This window comes from Variovorax sp. YR216 (assembly GCF_900107745.1).
Taxonomy (GTDB): domain Bacteria; phylum Pseudomonadota; class Gammaproteobacteria; order Burkholderiales; family Burkholderiaceae_C; genus Variovorax.
The window spans coordinates 106,480-125,247 of record NZ_FNRO01000005.1; the positions used below are offsets into that span (position 1 = coordinate 106,480).

Consider the following 18,768-nt stretch of genomic DNA (forward strand, 5'->3'; position numbering starts at 1 on the left):
GTGAGCACCCCCAACCCCTCCGCATCGCGACCCGCGCAGATCCTGGTGGTCGACGACGAGCCCGACCTGCGCACGCTCTATGAGCTGACGCTGCTGCGCGAGGGTTACCGGGTCGAGGCCGCGGGCAGCGTGTCGGAGGCCTGCGAGCATCTCGATGCCGGCCGCTTCGATGCGGTGATCACCGACATGCGGCTGCCGGACGGCCTCGGCATGCAGATTCTCCAGCGCATCCAACAAGACCAGCGCAGCGAGCGCTGCGTGGTCATGACCGCCTACGGTTCGGCGGAGAACGCAGTGGAAGCGCTCAAGGCCGGTGCCTTCGACTACCTCACCAAGCCCGTCGACCTGAAGCAGTTCCGTTCGGTGGTGGCTTCGGCGGTGCAGGCACCGCCGCAGACCGCGACGCCCGCCAAAGCGACGCCCCCCGCAGGGACGGTCGAGCCCGCAGAGGAAGCCGGCAAGACGGCACCCGCCATCGGCGGCGCCGGCGCAGCGGCGCTCGACCGGCTGGTCGGCGAGTCCGAACCGATGCGGCTCGTGAAGGCGCGCATCGCCAAGGTTGCGCGCGGCATGGCGCCGGTGCTGGTGCGCGGCGAATCCGGCACCGGCAAGGAACTGGTGGCTCGCGCGGTGCACGCCTGCAGCCAACGCAGCGACGGGCCTTTCGTCGCAGTCAATTGCGGCGCGATTCCCGAGAACCTGCTCGAAGCCGAATTCTTCGGCGCACGCAAGGGCTCCTATACCGGCTCCGCGCAGGACCGCGACGGCTATTTCCAGGCGGCGCGCGGCGGCACGCTCTTCCTCGACGAAATCGGCGACCTGCCGCTGGCGATGCAGTCCAAGCTGCTGCGCGCGATCCAGGAGCGCAGCGTGCGGCCCATCGGCTCGACGCAGGAAGACGCGGTGGACGTCCGCATCGTGAGCGCCACCCACAAGGACCTGCACGCGGAGGTGCAGGCCGGACGGTTCCGGCAGGATCTTTTCTATCGCCTCAACGTGATCGAGATCGCGGTCCCGGCGCTGCGCGATCGACGCGAGGATCTGCCGGCGCTCTGCCATGCGCTGCTCGGGCGCATCGCACGCGACGCCGGCATGCCCGCGCCCACGCTGTCGGCCGAGGTGCTTCTGCAGTTGGCCGCGCATCCGCTGCACGGCAACGTCCGTGAACTCGAAAACCTTCTGCACCGCGCGGTGGCCCTCAGCGAAGGCGACGTGCTCCATGTGGATCTCATGGGAACGACCACCGCGCCGGCGCCGCTCGAACCGGCACCGCCGCCGGTGGTCGCGCCCGCAGCTGCACAGATGGCGCCGGCCGCGCCTGCGCGCGCACCGGCCACGGTGCCGCCCGACCTGCAGAGCTACCTCGACGAGCAGGAACGACAGATCCTCGTGCGCGCACTGCAGGAGACCGGCTTCAACCGCACTGCCGCCGCCGCGCGGCTGGGCCTGAGCCTGCGCCAGATCCGCTACCGCATCGCGCGCCTCGGCATCACGACACCCAACGGCGACGATGCCAGCGGCTTCGGCGGCGATGAATGATCCGACGAACGGGCTCTGGCGCTCCGGCTGGTATCGCTTCGCGCGACCCTTGCCGTCGCCCAACTTCGGCCCGAGGCCGCCAGGCGCACGGATCGACCTGATCGTCCTGCACTCGATCAGCCTGCCGCCGGGCCGGTACGGGGGCGAGGAGGTGCAGGCGCTCTTCACGAATCGCCTCGACTGGGATGCGCATCCCTATTTCGAGAAGATCCGCGGCCTCGAGGTCTCGGCGCATTTCTATGTGCGGCGCAACGGCGAGCTGTGGCAGTTCGTGAGCTGCAACGACAGGGCCTGGCACGCGGGCGCCTCGTCATGGCGCGGACGCTCGAACTGCAACGACGACTCGATCGGCATCGAGCTCGAGGGGCTCGAGGGCGAGACCTTCGAAAGCGCGCAGTACGAAACCCTCGCAAGCCTGTGCCCTGCGATCGCACAGACCTACCCGACCGCCTTCATCGCGGGCCACGAGCACATCGCGCCGGGCCGCAAGCAGGACCCCGGGCCGGGTTTCGACTGGCGCCTCTTGCGTGAGCAACTGGGCTGGGACCGAGCGATGTTCCCCGCCGCCACGCTCGATCCCTGAAGATTTTTTCAATCGCGCCGCGCGGGGCGATGGGCGCATGCTGCGCCGCAGAAAAACCGCGGCCCGCAAGTGGCAAGCGCAGCAACCATGCGCTTTTCAGGCCCAAATCCGCCGCAGACGCCCATGGATCGGGGGCCGCGCTACCTTGACCCAACGGAGAAGCGGCCTCGCCGCCCCCTCGCCCCTGGAATAGCAGGTTTCACAATGGTTGTTGTTTGTGTAAAACACTATATCTAGTGGGTTGTAGACCCCCTGGACCCTAGATATAGTGTGCCCCTGCCTGGCATTTACAGCCGGACACAAAGGCCAGAGCGGCTCCGCCGTCCACAAGAATTTGCCAAAAGAGGATTGAATGCAAACTGCCCTGAACACCCCTTCCACCCCCCGCGCCGTACCCTCGACGCCGCAAAACCGTGACGTTGCCGGCTCGCCCGCCAGCAACGCGCTCGCCAACTACCAGATCATTCGCCGCAACGGCGCCGTCGTGCCTTTCGAGCCGAACAAGATCGCCGTCGCGATGATGAAGGCCTTCCTGGCCGTGCACGGCACCCAGGGCGCCGCTTCGGCCAGCGTCCGCGAGACCGTCGACACGCTGACGCAGAACGTGGTGCGCGCGCTGATGCGTTCGCGTCCGGGCGGCGGCACCTTCCACATCGAGGACGTGCAGGACCAAGTCGAGCTCGGCCTGATGCGCGGCGGCCACCACGAGATCGCCCGCGCCTACGTGCTCTATCGCGAGCGCCGCGCGCAGGAGCGCACCAAGCAGGGCGAGCATGAAGTGCCTGCAGCCCCGACGCTGCACGTGCTCGACCGCGGCGAGCGCGTCGCGCTGGACCTCGGCGAGCTCAAGGGCCTGATCGAATCCGCCTGCGCCGGCCTGGGCGAGAGCATCACCGCCGAGCCCATCGTGGCCGAGACGATGCGCAATCTCTATGACGGCGTTCCGCTCGACGAGGTCTACAAGGCCTCGATCCTCGCGGCCCGCACGCTGATCGAAAAAGACCCCGACTACACCTTCGCCACCGCGCGCCTGCTGCTGCACACGATCTTCAAGGAGATCATCGGCCGCGAAGTGCCGCCCGCCGAGCGCGCGCAGGCCTACGCCGACTACTTCCCCCAGTTCATCAAGAAGGGCGTCGACAACGAGCTGCTCGACGAGAAGCTGCTGCAGTTCGACCTGGCCCGCCTCGGCGCCGCGCTCAAGCCCGAGCGCGACCACCAGTTCGACTACCTCGGCCTGCAGACCCTGTACGACCGCTATTTCCTGCACGTGCGCAAGACCCGCATCGAATTGCCGCAGGCCTTCTTCATGCGCGTGGCCATGGGCCTGTCGCTCAACGAGATCGACCGCGAAGCGCGCGCGATCGAGTTCTACGAAGTGCTCTCGTCCTTCGACTTCATGTCGAGTACGCCGACCCTCTTCAATAGCGGCACGCTGCGCTCGCAGCTGTCGAGCTGCTACCTGACCACGGTGCCGGACGACCTCGACGGCATCTACGAGTCGATCAAGGAAAACGCGCTGCTCTCCAAGTTCGCAGGCGGCCTGGGCAACGACTGGACGCGCGTGCGCGCGCTCGGCAGCCACATCAAGGGCACCAACGGCGAATCGCAGGGCGTCGTGCCCTTCCTCAAGGTGGTGAACGACACCGCCGTCGCGGTCAACCAGGGCGGCAAGCGCAAGGGTGCGGTCTGCACGTACCTCGAAAGCTGGCACCTCGACATCGAGGAATTCCTCGAACTGCGCAAGAACACCGGCGACGACCGCCGCCGCACGCACGACATGAACACGGCGAACTGGATTCCCGACCTGTTCATGCGCCGCGTGATGGAAAAGGGCAACTGGACGCTGTTCTCGCCTTCGAACGTGCCCGACCTGCACGACAAGTTCGGCGCCGAGTTCGAGGCCGCCTACGTCGCCTATGAAGAGAAGGCGGCGCGCGGCGATCTGAAGCCGAGCCGCACCATCCCCGCGACCGACCTCTGGCGCAAGATGCTCACGATGCTGTTCGAGACCGGGCATCCGTGGATCACGTTCAAGGACGCCTGCAACGTGCGCTCGCCACAGCAGCACGCCGGCGTGGTTCACTCGTCCAACCTCTGCACCGAGATCACTCTGAACACCAGCGACACCGAAACCGCGGTCTGCAACCTCGGTTCGGTCAACCTGCTGCAGCACCTGAAGGACGGCAAGGTCGACCAGGAAAAGCTCAAGCGCACCATCTCGACCGCGATGCGCATGCTCGACAACGTGATCGACATCAACTACTACGCCGTCAAGAAGGCCCGCGACTCGAACCTGCGCCATCGTCCGGTCGGCCTCGGCCTGATGGGCTTCCAGGACGCGCTGTATGAACTGCGCATCCCCTACGCCTCGACGGAAGCGGTGCAGTTCGCCGACGAGTCGATGGAAGCGATCTGCTATTACGCCTACTGGGCCTCGACCGAGCTGGCGCGCGAGCGCGGCAAGTACTCGAGCTACAAGGGCTCGCTGTGGGACAAGGGCGTGCTGCCGCTCGACACGCTCGACCTGCTCGAAAAGGCACGCGGCGGCTACGTCGAGCTGGACCGCTCGTCCACGCTCGACTGGAACGAGCTGCGCCAGAAGATCAAGGCCGATGGCATGCGCAACTCCAACTGCGTCGCCATCGCACCGACCGCGACCATCTCCAACATCATCGGCGTGGATGCCTCGATCGAGCCCTGCTTCGGCAACCTCTCGGTCAAGTCGAACCTCTCCGGCGAGTTCACGGTCATCAACCACTACCTGGTGCGCGACCTCAAGCGCCTGGGCCTGTGGGACGACGTGATGGTGATGGACCTGAAGCACTTCGACGGCTCGCTGCGTCCCATCGACCGCGTGCCGCAGGACATCAAGGCACTCTACGCCACTGCTTTCGAGATCGAGACGACCTGGCTCGTCGAGGCTGCGGCGCGTCGCCAGAAGTGGATCGACCAGGCGCAATCGCTCAACATCTACATGGCCGGCGCATCGGGCAAGAAGCTGGACGACACCTACAAGCTCGCATGGCTGCGCGGTCTGAAGACCACGTACTACCTGCGCACGCAGAGCGCGACGCATGCGGAGAAGTCCACTGTTCAATCGGGTCGACTCAACGCGGTGTCGTCGGGCAGCGATGCATCGTCTGGCATGAGCGCACTCGAAGCAGCTGCTCTGGCAGCGCAAGCGCAATTGAATGCGATGCCCGCAACCGACATCGCGTTCTGCGGCGTCGACGATCCGACTTGCGAAGCGTGCCAGTGATATCGGCATGAAGTTGGCGTAGTTCGCGGCATCGCCTGACAAATTGCGATGCATGCGAACAACATAACGACAACATAATTGGAGCGCGATGTGTGGGAGCACTTTGCAACTCACATCGTTGCTCACATAATTTGAGCATTGGATTTTTCTATGTTGACCTGGGACGAAGAAGTCAAGCCCTCCTTGCCAACGGATCTGCAACAAGGATTGCGGCACCCCTCGAACAGCGGCGCGCAAGTCGGCCGCTTGTCGGAGTTTCCGACTTCGCAAATTGCTCCCCAAATTTCTTCCGTCGCACCTGTCGCGCACGCATACGCTGACAGCGCTGTGGCGCGCGCCGTGCAGGCCACCGCATCTGCGGTGCCGTCGGGCCATCGCGTCAAGGCGGCCGACAAGCGCATCATCAACGGCCAGACCGACGTCAACCAGCTGGTGCCGTTCAAGTACAAGTGGGCCTGGGAAAAGTACCTCGCCACCTGCGCCAACCACTGGATGCCGCAGGAAGTGAACATGACGCGCGACATCGCGCTCTGGAAGGACCCGAACGGCCTCTCCGAAGACGAGCGCCGCATCGTCAAGCGCAACCTCGGCTTCTTCGTGACCGCCGATTCGCTCGCCGCCAACAACATCGTGCTGGGCACCTACCGCCACATCACGGCGCCCGAGTGCCGCCAGTTCCTGCTGCGCCAGGCCTTCGAAGAAGCGATTCACACGCACGCCTACCAGTACATCGTCGAATCGCTCGGCCTCGACGAGAGCGAGATCTTCAACGCCTACAACGAGATCCAGTCGATCCGCGAGAAGGACCAGTTCCTGATCCCGTTCATCGACGCCATCAGCGATCCGAACTTCCACACCGGCACGCCCGAAAACGACCAGAAGCTGCTCAAGTCGCTGATCGTCTTCGCCTGCCTGATGGAAGGTCTCTTCTTCTATGTCGGCTTCACGCAGATCCTCGCGCTGGGCCGCCAGAACAAGATGACCGGCGCCGCCGAGCAGTACCAGTACATCCTGCGCGACGAATCGATGCACTGCAATTTCGGCATCGACCTGATCAACCAGCTCAAGCTCGAGAACCCGCACCTCTGGACCGCCGAGTTCAAGGCGGAGATCAAGACCCTCTTCCTGAAGGCCGTCGAGCTCGAATACCGATATGCCGAAGACACCATGCCGCGTGGCGTGCTCGGCATGAACGCCTCCATGTTCAAGGGCTATCTGCGCTACATCGCCAACCGGCGCGCGCAGCAGATCGGCCTCGAAACGCTCTTCCCGAACGAAGAAAATCCCTTCCCGTGGATGAGCGAAATGATTGACCTGAAGAAGGAGCGTAATTTCTTCGAAACCCGTGTGATCGAGTATCAGTCGGGTGGTGCGCTCTCCTGGGATTGATTTTCGACAAGAACAAAGTGAGTTCAGAACTTGCCCTTGCCGACAGACTGCACCAAAGAGTGCGGCATCGGTAGGGCGTCGGTGTTCATGGTGTTGGGGCAGGCCCCAACACCATGGATCGCTCCGCGATGTCCAACATGCGTGGAGTGCTTCAAGAGGTTGATTTTTTCAACTTGATCAAGGAGAAAATAGAAATGGCAACTGCAAAGAAAGCGCCGGCCAAGAAGGCCGCTGCGAAGAAGGCTCCGGCAAAGAAGGCTCCTGCCAAGAAGGTAGCAGCCAAGAAGGCCCCGGCAAAGAAGGCTCCTGCCAAGAAGGTAGCAGCCAAGAAGGCCCCGGCGAAGAAGGCTCCTGCCAAGAAGGTAGCGGCCAAGAAGGCGCCGGCGAAGAAGGCCCCCGCCAAGAAGGTAGCGGCCAAGAAGGCGCCGGCGAAGAAGGCCCCTGCCAAGAAGGTAGCAGCCAAGAAGGCGCCGGCGAAGAAGGCCGCTGCCAAGAAGGCTCCTGCGAAGAAGGCTGCAGCCAAGAAGCCTGCCGCCAAGAAAGCAGCGAAGAAGCCTGCTGCCAAGAAGGCCAAGGCCCCCGCGAAGGCTCCTGCCGCTGCCCCCGCCGCTGCTGCCCCTTCCGCCCAGACGACGCTGAATCCCCAGGCAGCATGGCCGTTCCCGACGGCCAGCAAGCCCTGAGTCTTCAGTCGCTGTCAAAGAAAAAGCCCGGTGCTCACGCACCGGGCTTTTTTGTTATTGGGCGAATTAAAGGCCGAGCGCCTTTCTATCCACCGTGTAATTCTGAGGACCACGCTGGGCAATTTTGAGCGCGCCCAATTGATTGCCAAGTGCCGCGCAGCGCGCAAGCGGCCACTCCTTTTCCAGCCCATAGAGCAACGCGCCGCGCCATGCGTCGCCGCAGCCGGTCGGCTCGACCACCGCGGTCGGCTTCGCTGCCGGAACATGCTCGCGCTCGCCATTCGTCCAGACTTCGCAACCTTCCGCCGCGAGCGTCACAACCAGTCCGCGCACTCGCTTGGAGATCTCCGCCAAGCTCCAACCCGTGCGCTGCGACAGCATCTTGCCTTCGTAGTCGTTGACCACCACCCAGCTCGCGAGATCGACGAAATGCGCCAGCTCCTTGCCGTCGAACATCGGCAGGCCCTGACCCGGATCGAACACGAAAGGAATACCTGCGGCCTTGAACTGCTCGGCATGCTGCAGCATCGCATCGCGGCCATCGGGCGCGATGATGCCGATGCGGATGTCCTCGCGCGCCGCGATGCGCGTGATGTGGGCCTGTTGCATCGCACCCGGGTGGAACGCCGTGATCTGGTTGTTGTCGCGGTCATTCATGATCATCGCCTGAGCGGTGAAGGTGTCGTCGACCTGGCGGACGAACTCGGTGCTGATGCCCAGCGAACCGAGCCGCTGCACATAGGCGTCGCCGTCGCTGCCGACCGTCGCCATGGGCAGCGCATTGCCGCCCAGTGCGTTCAGGCTGTAGGCGATATTGCCCGCACAACCGCCGAAGTCACGCCGCAGACCAGGAACCAGGAACGACACATTGAGGATGTGCAACTGGTCCGGGAGGATCTGGTCGGCGAACCGGCCTTCGAAAGTCATGATCGTGTCGAATGCGAGCGAACCGCAAATCACTGCTGCCATAGGTGAACCGTCTGATGGAGTTGTCGAATGGATGGAAGGAAGCGTGTGGCGCTCAAGGATAGAGCGTCTCCACGCGAAAGCCGACCACAGGCGGCATGAGCGCAGCCTCGGGGCCGGTGAGCCTGAGCGAAAGCGAGGCCGATCGCTCCGAGCGTGCCGGCAGGACATTCGGCGCGCCGAACTCGGCGGGCATGAGCACGCGCCTCACGACCGCACGCTCCTGCGTGTCGAGCAGCGACAGCTCGACGGCAGGCATCGCGAGCGGCACCTCTGCCCCGTTGCGAAGCGTGAAGCTGAATCGGTAGCCATCGTCGTTCTTCTCGCGCGCGAACGATGCGCCATCGACCTTGATGTCGTTGATCTGGCGAAGCGCGGAGACCTCGCAACCGAATACCCGGCACATCGACTGCAGCGCAGGACGAAGCGACGGCTGCCGCGCGACGATCAGATCGCGTTCCTGGTAGACCATCTGCCCCAGCAGGAGGACCACGCCGAGAAAGGCGAGCAGCGCCATCAGCCCCCGCACTGCGGGACGCTGCCAGAAGCTCTTCGCAGCTTCGGCGCCGAAGAATGGCGGCATCTCGGCAACCATGGGCTCGGTCGAGGGTTCGGGCTCGCTGGCGGACAGCACCACGGGCGCAGTCTCGACAGTCGCGACCTTCTGCCCGCGGGCCTTGGCCTTCGCGATCTTTGCGGACTTGGCGCGCGCGCGGCGCAGCGCCTTCTGCAACTGGACATTGCTCCCATCGTCCGGTATGGATCCGGCGTCGGTCGGCACCACTGCCGATACAGGCGCGGGCACCGCGGCTGCGGGAAGGGATGAAGGCAGCGAAAGATCGATATCGGGAAAGGACAAAGGAGGCGGCACGGGCGGACGCACCGCAAGGCGCCCTTCGTCTCCGAGCGACAGCATGTCCGCGTCGGGCCACGCCACATCGGGAACCATCTCGCGAGCAGGCGTGTGAGCGCGATCCGCATCATCGTCATAGGCGGCCAGCGGGGCCGCCGACACCGACTCGGGCGCTGGAAGCGCCTGGACTGCAGTCAGCGCCTCGTGCAGATCGTCGTAGAAGTCCGTCTCGGCATCGGCCGAGATGGATTCGCCCTCCGGCTGCTGCGCCCCGGCAGGCGGCTCAAAGGCTTCTGCAGACTCAATGGGGGCCGCCACATCGCCAGGAATCGCCTCGACAACCTCATCGGGCATCGGCGCATCGAGCGCGGATGAAATCGGCGGCGCGGGGGTCTCCACATGGAATTCGGCCGCATCCTGCAGATCCACAGTCGCGTCGAAGACCTGGCTGCAGCGCCCGCATCTCACCCATCCGTCAGAGATGCGAAGCTGGTCCCTGACCACCTTGAACGGGGTGGCGCACGCGGGGCAGCGGGTGACCAGACTCATGAGGCGCAGATTGTAGGGTCGCCTCCTCGTGAGGCACGGCGAGACCAGGGCCGGCTAGAGCCGCGCCGTCATCAGGATCCAGCCGTCCTCGCTGTCCGAGACTTCGAGCGATGCATAGGGTGCGTAGGCCTGCTTCAGTTCGTCGGCCTGCCGCTCGAGGATGCCGGCCAGCACCAATGACCCGCCCGGCGCCACATAGCCGCACAGCAGCGGCGCAAGCACCTTGAGCGGCGTCGCGAGAATGTTTGCCAGCACGACACCATAGCGGCCGCTCGCGGCCTCCGGCAATCCGGCATTCAGGCGGACGTCGTTTGCTTCGGCATTGAGCCGCGTCGAATCGACCGCGGCCTCGTCGATGTCGACCGCATCGATGTCCCTTGCGCCGAACTTCGCAGCGCCGATCGCCAGGATGCCGGAGCCGCATCCGTAGTCGAGCACGCGCTGTCCGGCGAGATCTCCGCGCGAAGCGGTCCAGCGCAGGCACATGCGCGTGGTCGGGTGCGTTCCCGTTCCGAACGCCAGGCCCGGATCCAGACGGATGACCTGTCGGGCTTGCGCGGGCGGCTCATGCCAGGTCGGAACGATCCAGAACTCGGGCGTGATCTCGACCGGCGCGAACTGCGACTGCGTCAGCCGCACCCAGTCCTGCTCGGGCACGTCGACCACGCCGGTCACGCTGCACCCGTCGAAGAAATCCTGCGCGGACAGCACTGACGCGGCCTCCCGCGCCTGTGCCTCGGTCGAGAACAGCGCGATCACCCGCGAACGCTGCCAGCCCTCCTTGGGCGGCGGCATGCCAGGTTCGCCGAACAACGCCTGCTCCGCATCGGTCTGTGCATCGGCATCCTCAACGGAAACGCTCAGCGCGTCGAGCGCGTCGAGTGCGTCGCTGATGATTTCGACACTGTCTTCCGGCGCAAGCAGACGAAGTTCGAACACTGAAGACTCCGGCCTGGGCGTGCTCAGCGCTTGTGCGCGGCCAGCCACTCTTCCAAATAATGGATGTTGGTGCCGCCATTCATGAAGTTGGCGTCCACCATCAGTTCGCGGTGCAGCGGCATATTGGTCAGGATGCCTTCAATCACCGTTTCGTTGAGTGCCGTGCGCATGCGCGCCATGGCCTGCTCGCGCGTATCGCCGTAGACGATGATCTTGCCGATCATCGAGTCGTAGTTCGGCGGCACGAAGTAGTTCGTGTAGGCATGCGAATCCACGCGCACGCCGGGCCCCCCGGGCGGATGCCACATCGTGATGCGGCCCGGCGAAGGCGTGAACTTGTATGGGTCTTCGGCGTTGATGCGGCACTCGATCGCGTGGCCGCGCATCTCGATCTGGCGCTGCGTGAACGGGAGCTTCTCGCCCGCCGCCACCATGATCTGCGTCTTCACGATGTCGATGCCGGTGGTGAACTCGGTGACCGGGTGCTCCACCTGGACACGCGTGTTCATCTCGATGAAATAGAACTCGCCGTTCTCGTAGAGAAACTCGAAGGTGCCGGCGCCGCGGTAGCCGATCTTCTTGCAGGCCATCGCGCAGCGCTCGCCGATCTTCTCGATCAGCTTGCGCGGAATGCCCGGCGCGGGCGATTCCTCGATGACCTTTTGGTGGCGGCGCTGCATCGAACAGTCGCGTTCTCCCAGATACACCGCGTTCTTGTGCTTGTCGGCCAGCACCTGGATTTCGATGTGGCGCGGATTCTGGAGGAACTTCTCCATGTACACGGACGGGTTGTTGAACGCCGCGCCGGCTTCCGCCTTGGTCATCTGGATCGCATTGATCAGCGCCGCCTCGGTGTGAACGACGCGCATGCCGCGCCCGCCACCACCGCCGGCGGCCTTGATGATCACCGGATAGCCGATGGCGCGCGCGATGCGCTTGTTGGCCGTGGCATCGTCTGACAGTTCGCCGTCGGACCCCGGCACGCAGGGCACGCCGGCCTTGATCATGGCCTGCTTGGCGGACACCTTGTCGCCCATGATGCGGATCGACTCGGGCGAGGGGCCGATGAACTGGAAGCCGCTCTGCTCCACCCGCTCGGCGAAGTTCGCGTTCTCGCTCAGGAAGCCGTAGCCGGGGTGGATGGCCTCGGAATCCGTCACCTCGGCAGCCGAGATGATGGCGGGCATGTTCAGGTAGCTTTGCGAGGAAGGCGCAGGGCCGATGCACACTGCTTCTTCGGCCAGCTTGACGTATTTGGCTTCGCGGTCGGCCTCCGAATAGACCATGACCGCCTTGATGCCGAGCTCGCTGCAAGCGCGCTGGATTCTTAAGGCGATCTCACCGCGGTTGGCGACCAGGATCTTCTTGAACATGGTCACTCGATGATGAACAGCGGTTGGCCGTATTCGACCGCCTGGCCGTTCTCGCCGAGGATCTGGGTGATGGTGCCCGACTTGTCGGCCTCGATCTCGTTGAGGATCTTCATCGCTTCGATGATGCAGAGGGTGTCGCCCTCCTTCACCTGGCTGCCGATTTCAACGAATGCAGGGGCTCCCGGGCTGGACGAGCGGTAGAAGGTGCCGACCATCGGCGACTTGACTGCATGTCCGGTGATTGCCGGTGCGGCGGCCGGCGCGGGCGCGGGCACACCGGCGAGGGCGGGCGCGGCGGCCGGCGCAGCAGCGACGGTCTGCACGTACTGGACCGGTGCGGCGGGTCCACCCTTGACGATCCGGACCTTCCCTTCGGTTTCGGTGATTTCCAACTCGGAAATATTGGATTCAGACACCAGATCGATCAGTGTCTTGAGCTTGCGTAGATCCATGGGACTCCAGCCTCGGCCTTGCCGGTTATTAGAACGTAACTCGCCTGAATTTCGGCTTATTTCGGCGTTTTACCGCCATCTGCCAAATTGGTCGGGCCGGATTCTAGCCGCGAACTCAAGCGCGGCGCCACGTTTGCAGGTCGCTCGGGTCGAGCCTGCCCATTTTACGCGCCGCCACCGAACCCGCACCGTCGACGACGATGGTGAACGGCAGGCCACCCGAGGTGTTGCCGAGATTCTTGACCAGTTCGGTGCCCTGCAAGCCCGCCAGGCCGATGGGATAGGCCACCGGCGTCTTCTCGAGGAACTTGCGCACGGCACTGGGTTGGTCGATGGCCAATCCGATAACTTGCCAACCGTTGCCGCCGTTTTCTCGCGAGAAGGCGTCGATCATCGGCATTTCCTCGACACACGGCGGACACCACGTGGCCCAGAAATTGATCAGCAGGGGCTTGCCGCGCAAACTGGCCAGCGCGAGTTCGCCGCCCTCCGGCCGATCGAAGCGCTGCGACCAGAATGCATCATCCAGGCGCTCGGCGCCCTGTCGCGAAGCCCTGCTTCGCCACCAGGCGCCACCGACGCCCGCAGCCGCCGCAATCACCGCGATCCCGCCGTAAAGCAGGCCGCGCCGCGTCGATCCTCTGCTCATCCATTTTCCTTTTCAATCAGCCGCCGAAGCGCTGCGAGGTTGCCACGCGGCGCGCGACCCTGCGAATCGGGCTTGAGCGCGCCCCTCAGGTCGTCGAGGTCGTAGACCATCAGATGCACGCCGACCTCTTCGCCGAGCGCACGGCTGGCCGCATGGAGACTGAGCGCCTCCACCTGCTCGCCGTGAAAGCCCGTGACCATGCGCGGCTCGTAGTCCACGTGGTGATCGATCAGGGCAATTTCGGCTGATTTCGAGTCGTCGCAGAAGAGCTGGATATAGATGTCGGACAGCCGCGTCGCGGTGCCGTGCCAGACAGCGCCACCGATATGCGGACGAAACTCCGCCATGTGCTCCATCCATTCGAGCGCGAGCACGCGCAAGGCATGCAATTCCTTCGGCTGCGTGTCGGCGCAATAGAGCCGAATGTAGTCGCGCACCTCCGCCTCGATCTCGTCGTTGTTCGGCAGCGCGGTGCGCGCAGGCAGGCCCAAGTCGCGCAGCGCACGGCGTTTCGCTGGGCCGTACTCCAACCCTTCCTCGACAACGAGGCGAGCCGCAGTCGCGGCGATTTCCTGTTTGGAATCGTCCATCGGGTCATTTTGCCCTCAGTAGCGCGCAGGCAGAAGGCCAGGGGCCCGCGCCCCTACCGCATCCCTAGAATTGGCCGATGCATATTCACATTCTCGGCATCTGCGGCACTTTCATGGGCGGCGTTGCCGCGCTGGCGCGCGAGGCCGGCCACAAGGTGACCGGCTGCGACGCCGGCGTCTATCCGCCGATGAGCGATCAGTTGCGCGCGCTCGGGATCGACCTCATCGAAGGCTTCGGCGCGGACCAGATGGCTTTGAAGCCCGATGTTTTCGTGATCGGCAACGTGGTTTCCCGTACGCGGCTGGCGGACGGATCGGCCAAGTTCCCGCTGATGGAAGCCATCCTCGACGCAGGCGCGAACTACACCAGCGGCCCCCAATGGCTGGCAGAGCATGTGCTGCAGGGCCGCCACGTGCTGGCCGTTGCCGGCACACACGGAAAGACCACCACGACGTCCATGCTGTCCTGGATCCTCGAGCGTGCCGGACTGGCGCCGGGCTTCCTGGTGGGCGGGGTGCCACTGGACTTCGGGGTCTCCGCCCGCCTCGGTCGCGGCGAGAAATCCACCTTCGTGATCGAAGCCGACGAGTACGACACCGCCTTCTTCGACAAGCGCAGCAAGTTCGTCCACTACCGTCCGCGCACCGCGATCCTGAACAACCTCGAATTCGACCACGCGGACATCTTCGACGACCTCGCAGCGATCGAACGGCAGTTCCACCATCTCGTGCGAACCGTCCCGGGCAGCGGCCGGCTCGTCGTCAACGCGACCGAGGAAAGCCTGCGCCGCGTTCTGGCCCAAGGATGCTGGAGCCAGCTCGCGCGTTTCGGCGCCGGCGGCGAATGGCAGGCGCAGGGTGCGCACGACGCTTTTGAAGTGCTGCGCGGAGGTGCCCCCGTCGGCCGCGTCCGGTGGGCGCTCACCGGACAGCACAACCAGATGAACGCGCTCGCGGCGATCGCCGCTGCAGAGCATGTCGGCGTCTCGCCCGCCGCCGCCGCGGACGCGCTGGACAGCTTTCGCAACGTGCGTCGCCGCATGGAGCTGCGCGGCGTGGCGGATCGCCCGGAAGGCGCGATCGCGGTGTATGACGATTTCGCCCATCACCCGACCGCGATCCGCACGACCCTCGACGGCCTGCGTCAGAAGCTGGTCGCGGACGGACGGAAGGCAGACCGCATCCTCGCTGTCTTCGAGCCCCGCAGCAACACGATGAAGCTGGGCACGATGGCAGCGCAGCTGCCCTGGAGCCTGGAATCGGCCGATCTGTCGTTCTGCCACAGCGGCGGACTGGACTGGGATGCCGCGGCGGCACTCGCGCCGTTGGGCAAGCGTTCGATCGTCGCTGGCAGCATCGAGGCGCTGGTCCCGCAGGTGGTTGCCGCCGCCCGCCCTGGCGACCACATCGTCTGCATGAGCAATGGCGGCTTCGGCGGTGTGCACGACAAGCTGCTTTCCGCACTGCGCGCATCGCAGTGAATGACCCGCAGGACTAACATCCGCAACATGCGCGCCCAAGAGCTCATCAAGACCCTGAACCTGCAGCCCCACCCGGAGGGCGGCTGGTACCGCGAGATCTACCGCTCATCGGCGCGGGTCCAGCCCAATGACGGCCGGCCTTCGCGCGACGCGCTGACGACCATCTATTTCCTCCTTGAGGCGCACCAGCATTCGCGCTGGCATCGCGTGCAGTCCGACGAGGTGTGGATTCATCTCGAAGGCGCGCCGCTCGCCCTCTGGACCAGCGACGCCGCCTTGCGCACGCCACCGGCGCACGTGCGGCTGGGGCCGGTCGACGTCCACGGCACGCGACCCCAGCACACCGTTCCGGCCGGTCAATGGCAGGCCGCGCAGCCGATCAAGTCCCAGGGCGACGACGACTACACGCTGGTGAGTTGCACCGTCGGCCCGGGTTTCGATTTCGATGATTTCTCTTTCATGCGCCCCGACGGCGATGAAGCCGCCCTGCTGCGGCATCACTGGCCGGAGCTGGCTGCGCTGATCTGAAGCGCAGCCGCCCGATTCACCCGCGGCGGCGTTTGACCGCCTGCGACAGCACTTCGAGCACCTGGGTCGAATCTTCCCACCCCAGGCACGCATCGGTGATGCTCTTGCCGTATTCGAGCCCGGCGATGGGATCCTTGCCCGGCGTGAACTTCTGCGCGCCGGCGTTCAGATGGCTTTCGATCATCAGCCCGAAGATGCTGCGGCTGCCGCCCGCAATCTGCCCGGCGATGTCCTTCGCGACGTCGATCTGCTTCTGGTGCTGCTTGCTGCTGTTGGCATGGCTGCAGTCGACCATCAGCGTCGGATGCAGCTTGGCGGCCTCGAGGTCCTTGCACGCGGCCGCCACGCTCGCGGCGTCGTAGTTGGGCGCCTTGCCGCCGCGCAGGATGACATGGCAGTCCTTGTTGCCGTTGGTCTGCACGATCGCGACCTGGCCGTTCTTGTGCACCGACAGGAAGTGATGGCCGCGCGCCGCCGCCTGGATCGCATCGGTGGCGATGCGGATGTTGCCGTCGGTGCCGTTCTTGAAGCCGATCGGCGCCGACAGGCCCGAGGCAAGCTCGCGATGCACCTGGCTTTCGGTCGTGCGTGCGCCGATCGCGCCCCACGAGATCAGGTCGCCGATGTACTGCGGCGAGATCACGTCGAGGAATTCGCTGCCCGCCGGCAGGCCCATGCGGTTGATCTCGATCAGCAGCTGGCGCGCGATGCGCAGGCCTTCGTCGATGCGGTAGCTCTCGTCGAGGTACGGGTCGTTGATCAGGCCCTTCCAGCCCACCGTGGTGCGCGGCTTCTCGAAGTACACGCGCATGACGATCTCGAGCGTGCCGGCGTACTTGTCGCGCTCGGCCCTCAGGCGCCGCGCGTACTCGAGCGCCGCCGCCGGATCATGGATGGAGCACGGCCCCATCACGATCAGCAGCCGGTCATCCTTGCCGGCCATGATGTTGTGAATGGACCGGCGGGTGCCGGTGATGAGGGTTTCGACCTGCGTCCCCCGGATCGGGAAGAAGCGGATCAGGTGTTCTGGAGGGGGCAACACAGTGATGTCCTTGATGCGTTCGTCGTCGGTCCGGCTGGTCTTTTCGACGTTCGCATACCAGGTGTCGCTAGCGGCGGCTTTGGAGCTCATGTGTTGTTCCTTCGGGTGTGTCGTGAATCGTGAGGGCAATAAAAAACCGCCGGGCTTTTGGCACCGGCGGTTTGGGGAGGTTCTGTCTGTCTGCTTGCTTTACGCGCGCGCCTCTCGTCCGCCGATATTCGGGAACCAAAAGTAGGCAAAGTAATAAGCGCGGGCTGCGGACATGGGAAAAGAATGTAGCACAGGCAAGAAAGAAACGGTGAACTCGTTCACGCCGTCCCGCCGACCGTGAGGCCATCGATGCGCAAGGTGGGCTGGCCGACACCGACCGGCACGCTCTGGCCTTCCTTGCCGCAGGTGCCCACGCCCGAGTCGAGCGCCATGTCGTTGCCGATCATCTTGACGCGCGTGAGTGCGTCGGGGCCGTTGCCCACCAGCGTCGCGCCCTTCACCGGGTACTGGATCTTGCCGTTCTCCACCCAGTACGCTTCGCTGGCCGAGAACACGAACTTGCCACTGGTGATGTCGACCTGACCGCCGCCGAAGTTGACCGCGTACAGCCCCTTCTTGATGCTCGCGACGATTTCATCCGGCGCGTGGCTGCCGCCCAGCATGTAGGTGTTCGTCATGCGCGGCATCGGCGAGTGCGCATAGCTTTCGCGCCGGCCGTTGCCGGTGGGCGCGGTCTTCATCAAGCGAGCATTGAGCGAATCCTGGATGTAGCCCTTGAGGATGCCGTCCTCGATCAGCACGTTGCGCTGCGTCGGATTGCCTTCGTCGTCGACATTGAGCGAGCCGCGGCGGTCGGCGATGGTGCCGTCGTCGAGCACCGTCACGCCCTTGGCGGCGACCCGCTCGCCGATCCGGCCCGAGAAGGCGCTGGAGCCCTTGCGGTTGAAGTCGCCCTCCAGCCCGTGGCCGATGGCTTCGTGCAATAGGATGCCGGGCCAGCCGGGGCCGAGCACGACGGTCATTTCGCCGGCCGGCGCGGGGCGCGAATCCAGATTGGTGAGCGCGGACTTGACCGCCTGGTCGACGTACTCGGCGATGTGCTCGTCATCGAAATAGGCCAGCCCGAACCGGCCGCCGCCGCCGCCCGATCCGACTTCGCGCCGCCCGTTCTGCTCGGCAATCACCGTCACCGAGAGACGCACCAGCGGACGCACATCCGCCGCCAGCGTGCCATCGGCGCGCGCCATTAGCACCACGTCGTATTCGCTCGCGAGCCCGGCCATGACCTGCGAGACGCGCGGATCGCGCGAGCGCGCCAGCTTCTCGACCTTTTCGAGCAGTTGGACCTTGCCGGTGCTGTCGAGCGTGGCGATCGGGTCGATGCCGCCGTAGAGCGAGCGGCTGCCCGCGATCTTGCGTGCCGGCGCCTTGACGCGCGCCGAGCGCCCGGCGGCCGAGATGCTGCGCACCGTGCGTGCCGCATCGAGCAGCGAGGCTTCCGAGATGTCGTCCGAATAGGCAAAGGCGGTCTTTTCGCCGCTGACCGCGCGCACGCCGACGCCCTGGTCGATGCTGAAGCTGCCGGTCTTGACGATGCCTTCCTCGAGGCTCCAGCCTTCGCTGCGCGTGTACTGGAAGTAGAGATCGGCGTCATCCACCTTGTGCGCGGCGATCTCGGCGAGCGCACGCGAGAGGTGCGATTCGTCGAGACCGAATGGCGTGAGCAGGAGTTGCTGCGCCGTGGCGAGGCGCTCGATGGTGGGTTCGCGGGAAATCATCAAGGGATTCTAGGCTCGCCCCCAGGCTGCGCGCACTTCGTGTCGCTTCGCCATCCCCCGACCGGGGGCAACACCGGCGGCCCGGCGGAGCCGGTTCCGCGGTATTCCACGAACGGGCCGG

General features: G+C 65.1%; 16 protein-coding genes. 7 read left to right on the top strand and 9 right to left on the bottom strand.

The genetic code is table 11. The annotated features are described in order from the left end of the window. From BLW05_RS16580 to BLW05_RS16600, 5 genes are all read left to right on the top strand, one after another. Positions 1–1,539, top strand: a complete 1,539-nt coding sequence (locus BLW05_RS16580; RefSeq protein ID WP_093164225.1) for a sigma-54-dependent transcriptional regulator — start codon at positions 1–3, stop codon at positions 1,537–1,539. Further along, the gene (gene ampD, locus BLW05_RS16585) at positions 1,511–2,122 is read left to right on the top strand and encodes a 1,6-anhydro-N-acetylmuramyl-L-alanine amidase AmpD (RefSeq protein ID WP_093164227.1); all 612 of its coding nucleotides are present in this window, start codon (positions 1,511–1,513) and stop codon (positions 2,120–2,122) included. The genes BLW05_RS16580 and ampD overlap by 29 nt, the downstream gene beginning before the upstream one ends. 352 nt (positions 2,123–2,474) lie before the next feature. Further along, complete coding sequence (locus BLW05_RS16590) at positions 2,475–5,384, top strand: ribonucleoside-diphosphate reductase subunit alpha (RefSeq protein ID WP_093164229.1); 2,910 nt, start codon at positions 2,475–2,477, stop codon at positions 5,382–5,384. 150 nt (positions 5,385–5,534) lie between these two features. Continuing rightward, positions 5,535–6,773, top strand: a complete 1,239-nt coding sequence (locus BLW05_RS16595; protein ID WP_093164231.1) for a ribonucleotide-diphosphate reductase subunit beta — start codon at positions 5,535–5,537, stop codon at positions 6,771–6,773. A gap of 194 nt (positions 6,774–6,967) precedes the next feature. Continuing rightward, complete coding sequence (locus tag BLW05_RS16600; protein WP_093164233.1) at positions 6,968–7,456, top strand: histone H1-like DNA-binding protein; 489 nt, start codon at positions 6,968–6,970, stop codon at positions 7,454–7,456. Positions 7,457–7,522: 66 nt separating this feature from the next. Here BLW05_RS16600 and BLW05_RS16605 read toward each other — a convergent pair whose 3' ends face one another. The 7 genes from BLW05_RS16605 to BLW05_RS16635 form a co-directional block, all read right to left on the bottom strand. Next, positions 7,523–8,425: a carbohydrate kinase family protein gene (locus BLW05_RS16605; protein WP_093164235.1), complete on the bottom strand. Its 903-nt coding sequence runs from the start codon at positions 8,423–8,425 to the stop codon at positions 7,523–7,525. A 52-nt stretch (positions 8,426–8,477) separates the two neighbouring features. Continuing rightward, the gene (locus tag BLW05_RS16610; RefSeq protein ID WP_093164237.1) at positions 8,478–9,824 is read right to left on the bottom strand and encodes a zinc-ribbon and DUF3426 domain-containing protein; all 1,347 of its coding nucleotides are present in this window, start codon (positions 9,822–9,824) and stop codon (positions 8,478–8,480) included. Between the two features lie 54 nt (positions 9,825–9,878). Beyond that, a complete protein-coding gene (prmA, locus tag BLW05_RS16615) occupies positions 9,879–10,763 on the bottom strand; it encodes a 50S ribosomal protein L11 methyltransferase (RefSeq protein ID WP_093164239.1) in 885 nt (294 codons plus the stop codon). Positions 10,764–10,786: 23 nt separating this feature from the next. After that, positions 10,787–12,136 carry an acetyl-CoA carboxylase biotin carboxylase subunit gene (accC, locus tag BLW05_RS16620; RefSeq protein ID WP_093164241.1) on the bottom strand — a complete coding sequence of 450 codons (1,350 nt, stop codon included), beginning with the start codon at positions 12,134–12,136 and terminating at the stop codon, positions 10,787–10,789. 2 nt (positions 12,137–12,138) lie between these two features. Next, positions 12,139–12,588: an acetyl-CoA carboxylase biotin carboxyl carrier protein gene (gene accB, locus BLW05_RS16625; RefSeq protein WP_093164243.1), complete on the bottom strand. Its 450-nt coding sequence runs from the start codon at positions 12,586–12,588 to the stop codon at positions 12,139–12,141. A gap of 115 nt (positions 12,589–12,703) precedes the next feature. Then, on the bottom strand, positions 12,704–13,237 hold the full coding sequence (locus tag BLW05_RS16630; RefSeq protein ID WP_093164245.1) for a TlpA family protein disulfide reductase: 534 nt from the start codon (positions 13,235–13,237) through the stop codon (positions 12,704–12,706). After that, entirely contained in the window at positions 13,234–13,827 is a 594-nt protein-coding gene (locus tag BLW05_RS16635) for a hypothetical protein (RefSeq protein ID WP_093164247.1), read from the bottom strand. The genes BLW05_RS16630 and BLW05_RS16635 overlap by 4 nt, the downstream gene beginning before the upstream one ends. Before the next feature lie 77 nt (positions 13,828–13,904). Between BLW05_RS16635 and mpl the strand changes: the two genes are divergently transcribed. Beyond that, complete coding sequence (gene mpl / locus BLW05_RS16640; protein WP_093164249.1) at positions 13,905–15,308, top strand: UDP-N-acetylmuramate:L-alanyl-gamma-D-glutamyl-meso-diaminopimelate ligase; 1,404 nt, start codon at positions 13,905–13,907, stop codon at positions 15,306–15,308. Beyond that, positions 15,309–15,836 (top strand): cupin domain-containing protein, encoded by a 528-nt coding sequence (locus BLW05_RS16645; RefSeq protein ID WP_256330349.1) that lies wholly within the window; start codon positions 15,309–15,311, stop codon positions 15,834–15,836. Between the two features lie 16 nt (positions 15,837–15,852). On the opposite strand, the gene BLW05_RS16650 is transcribed toward BLW05_RS16645, so the two are convergent. Together BLW05_RS16650 and tldD are read right to left on the bottom strand one after the other, a co-directional pair. Then, entirely contained in the window at positions 15,853–16,968 is a 1,116-nt protein-coding gene (locus BLW05_RS16650) for a 3-deoxy-7-phosphoheptulonate synthase (protein WP_093164251.1), read from the bottom strand. Between the two features lie 218 nt (positions 16,969–17,186). Next, positions 17,187–18,647 (bottom strand): metalloprotease TldD, encoded by a 1,461-nt coding sequence (tldD, locus tag BLW05_RS16655; protein WP_093164253.1) that lies wholly within the window; start codon positions 18,645–18,647, stop codon positions 17,187–17,189. Positions 18,648–18,768 lie beyond the last annotated feature (121 nt).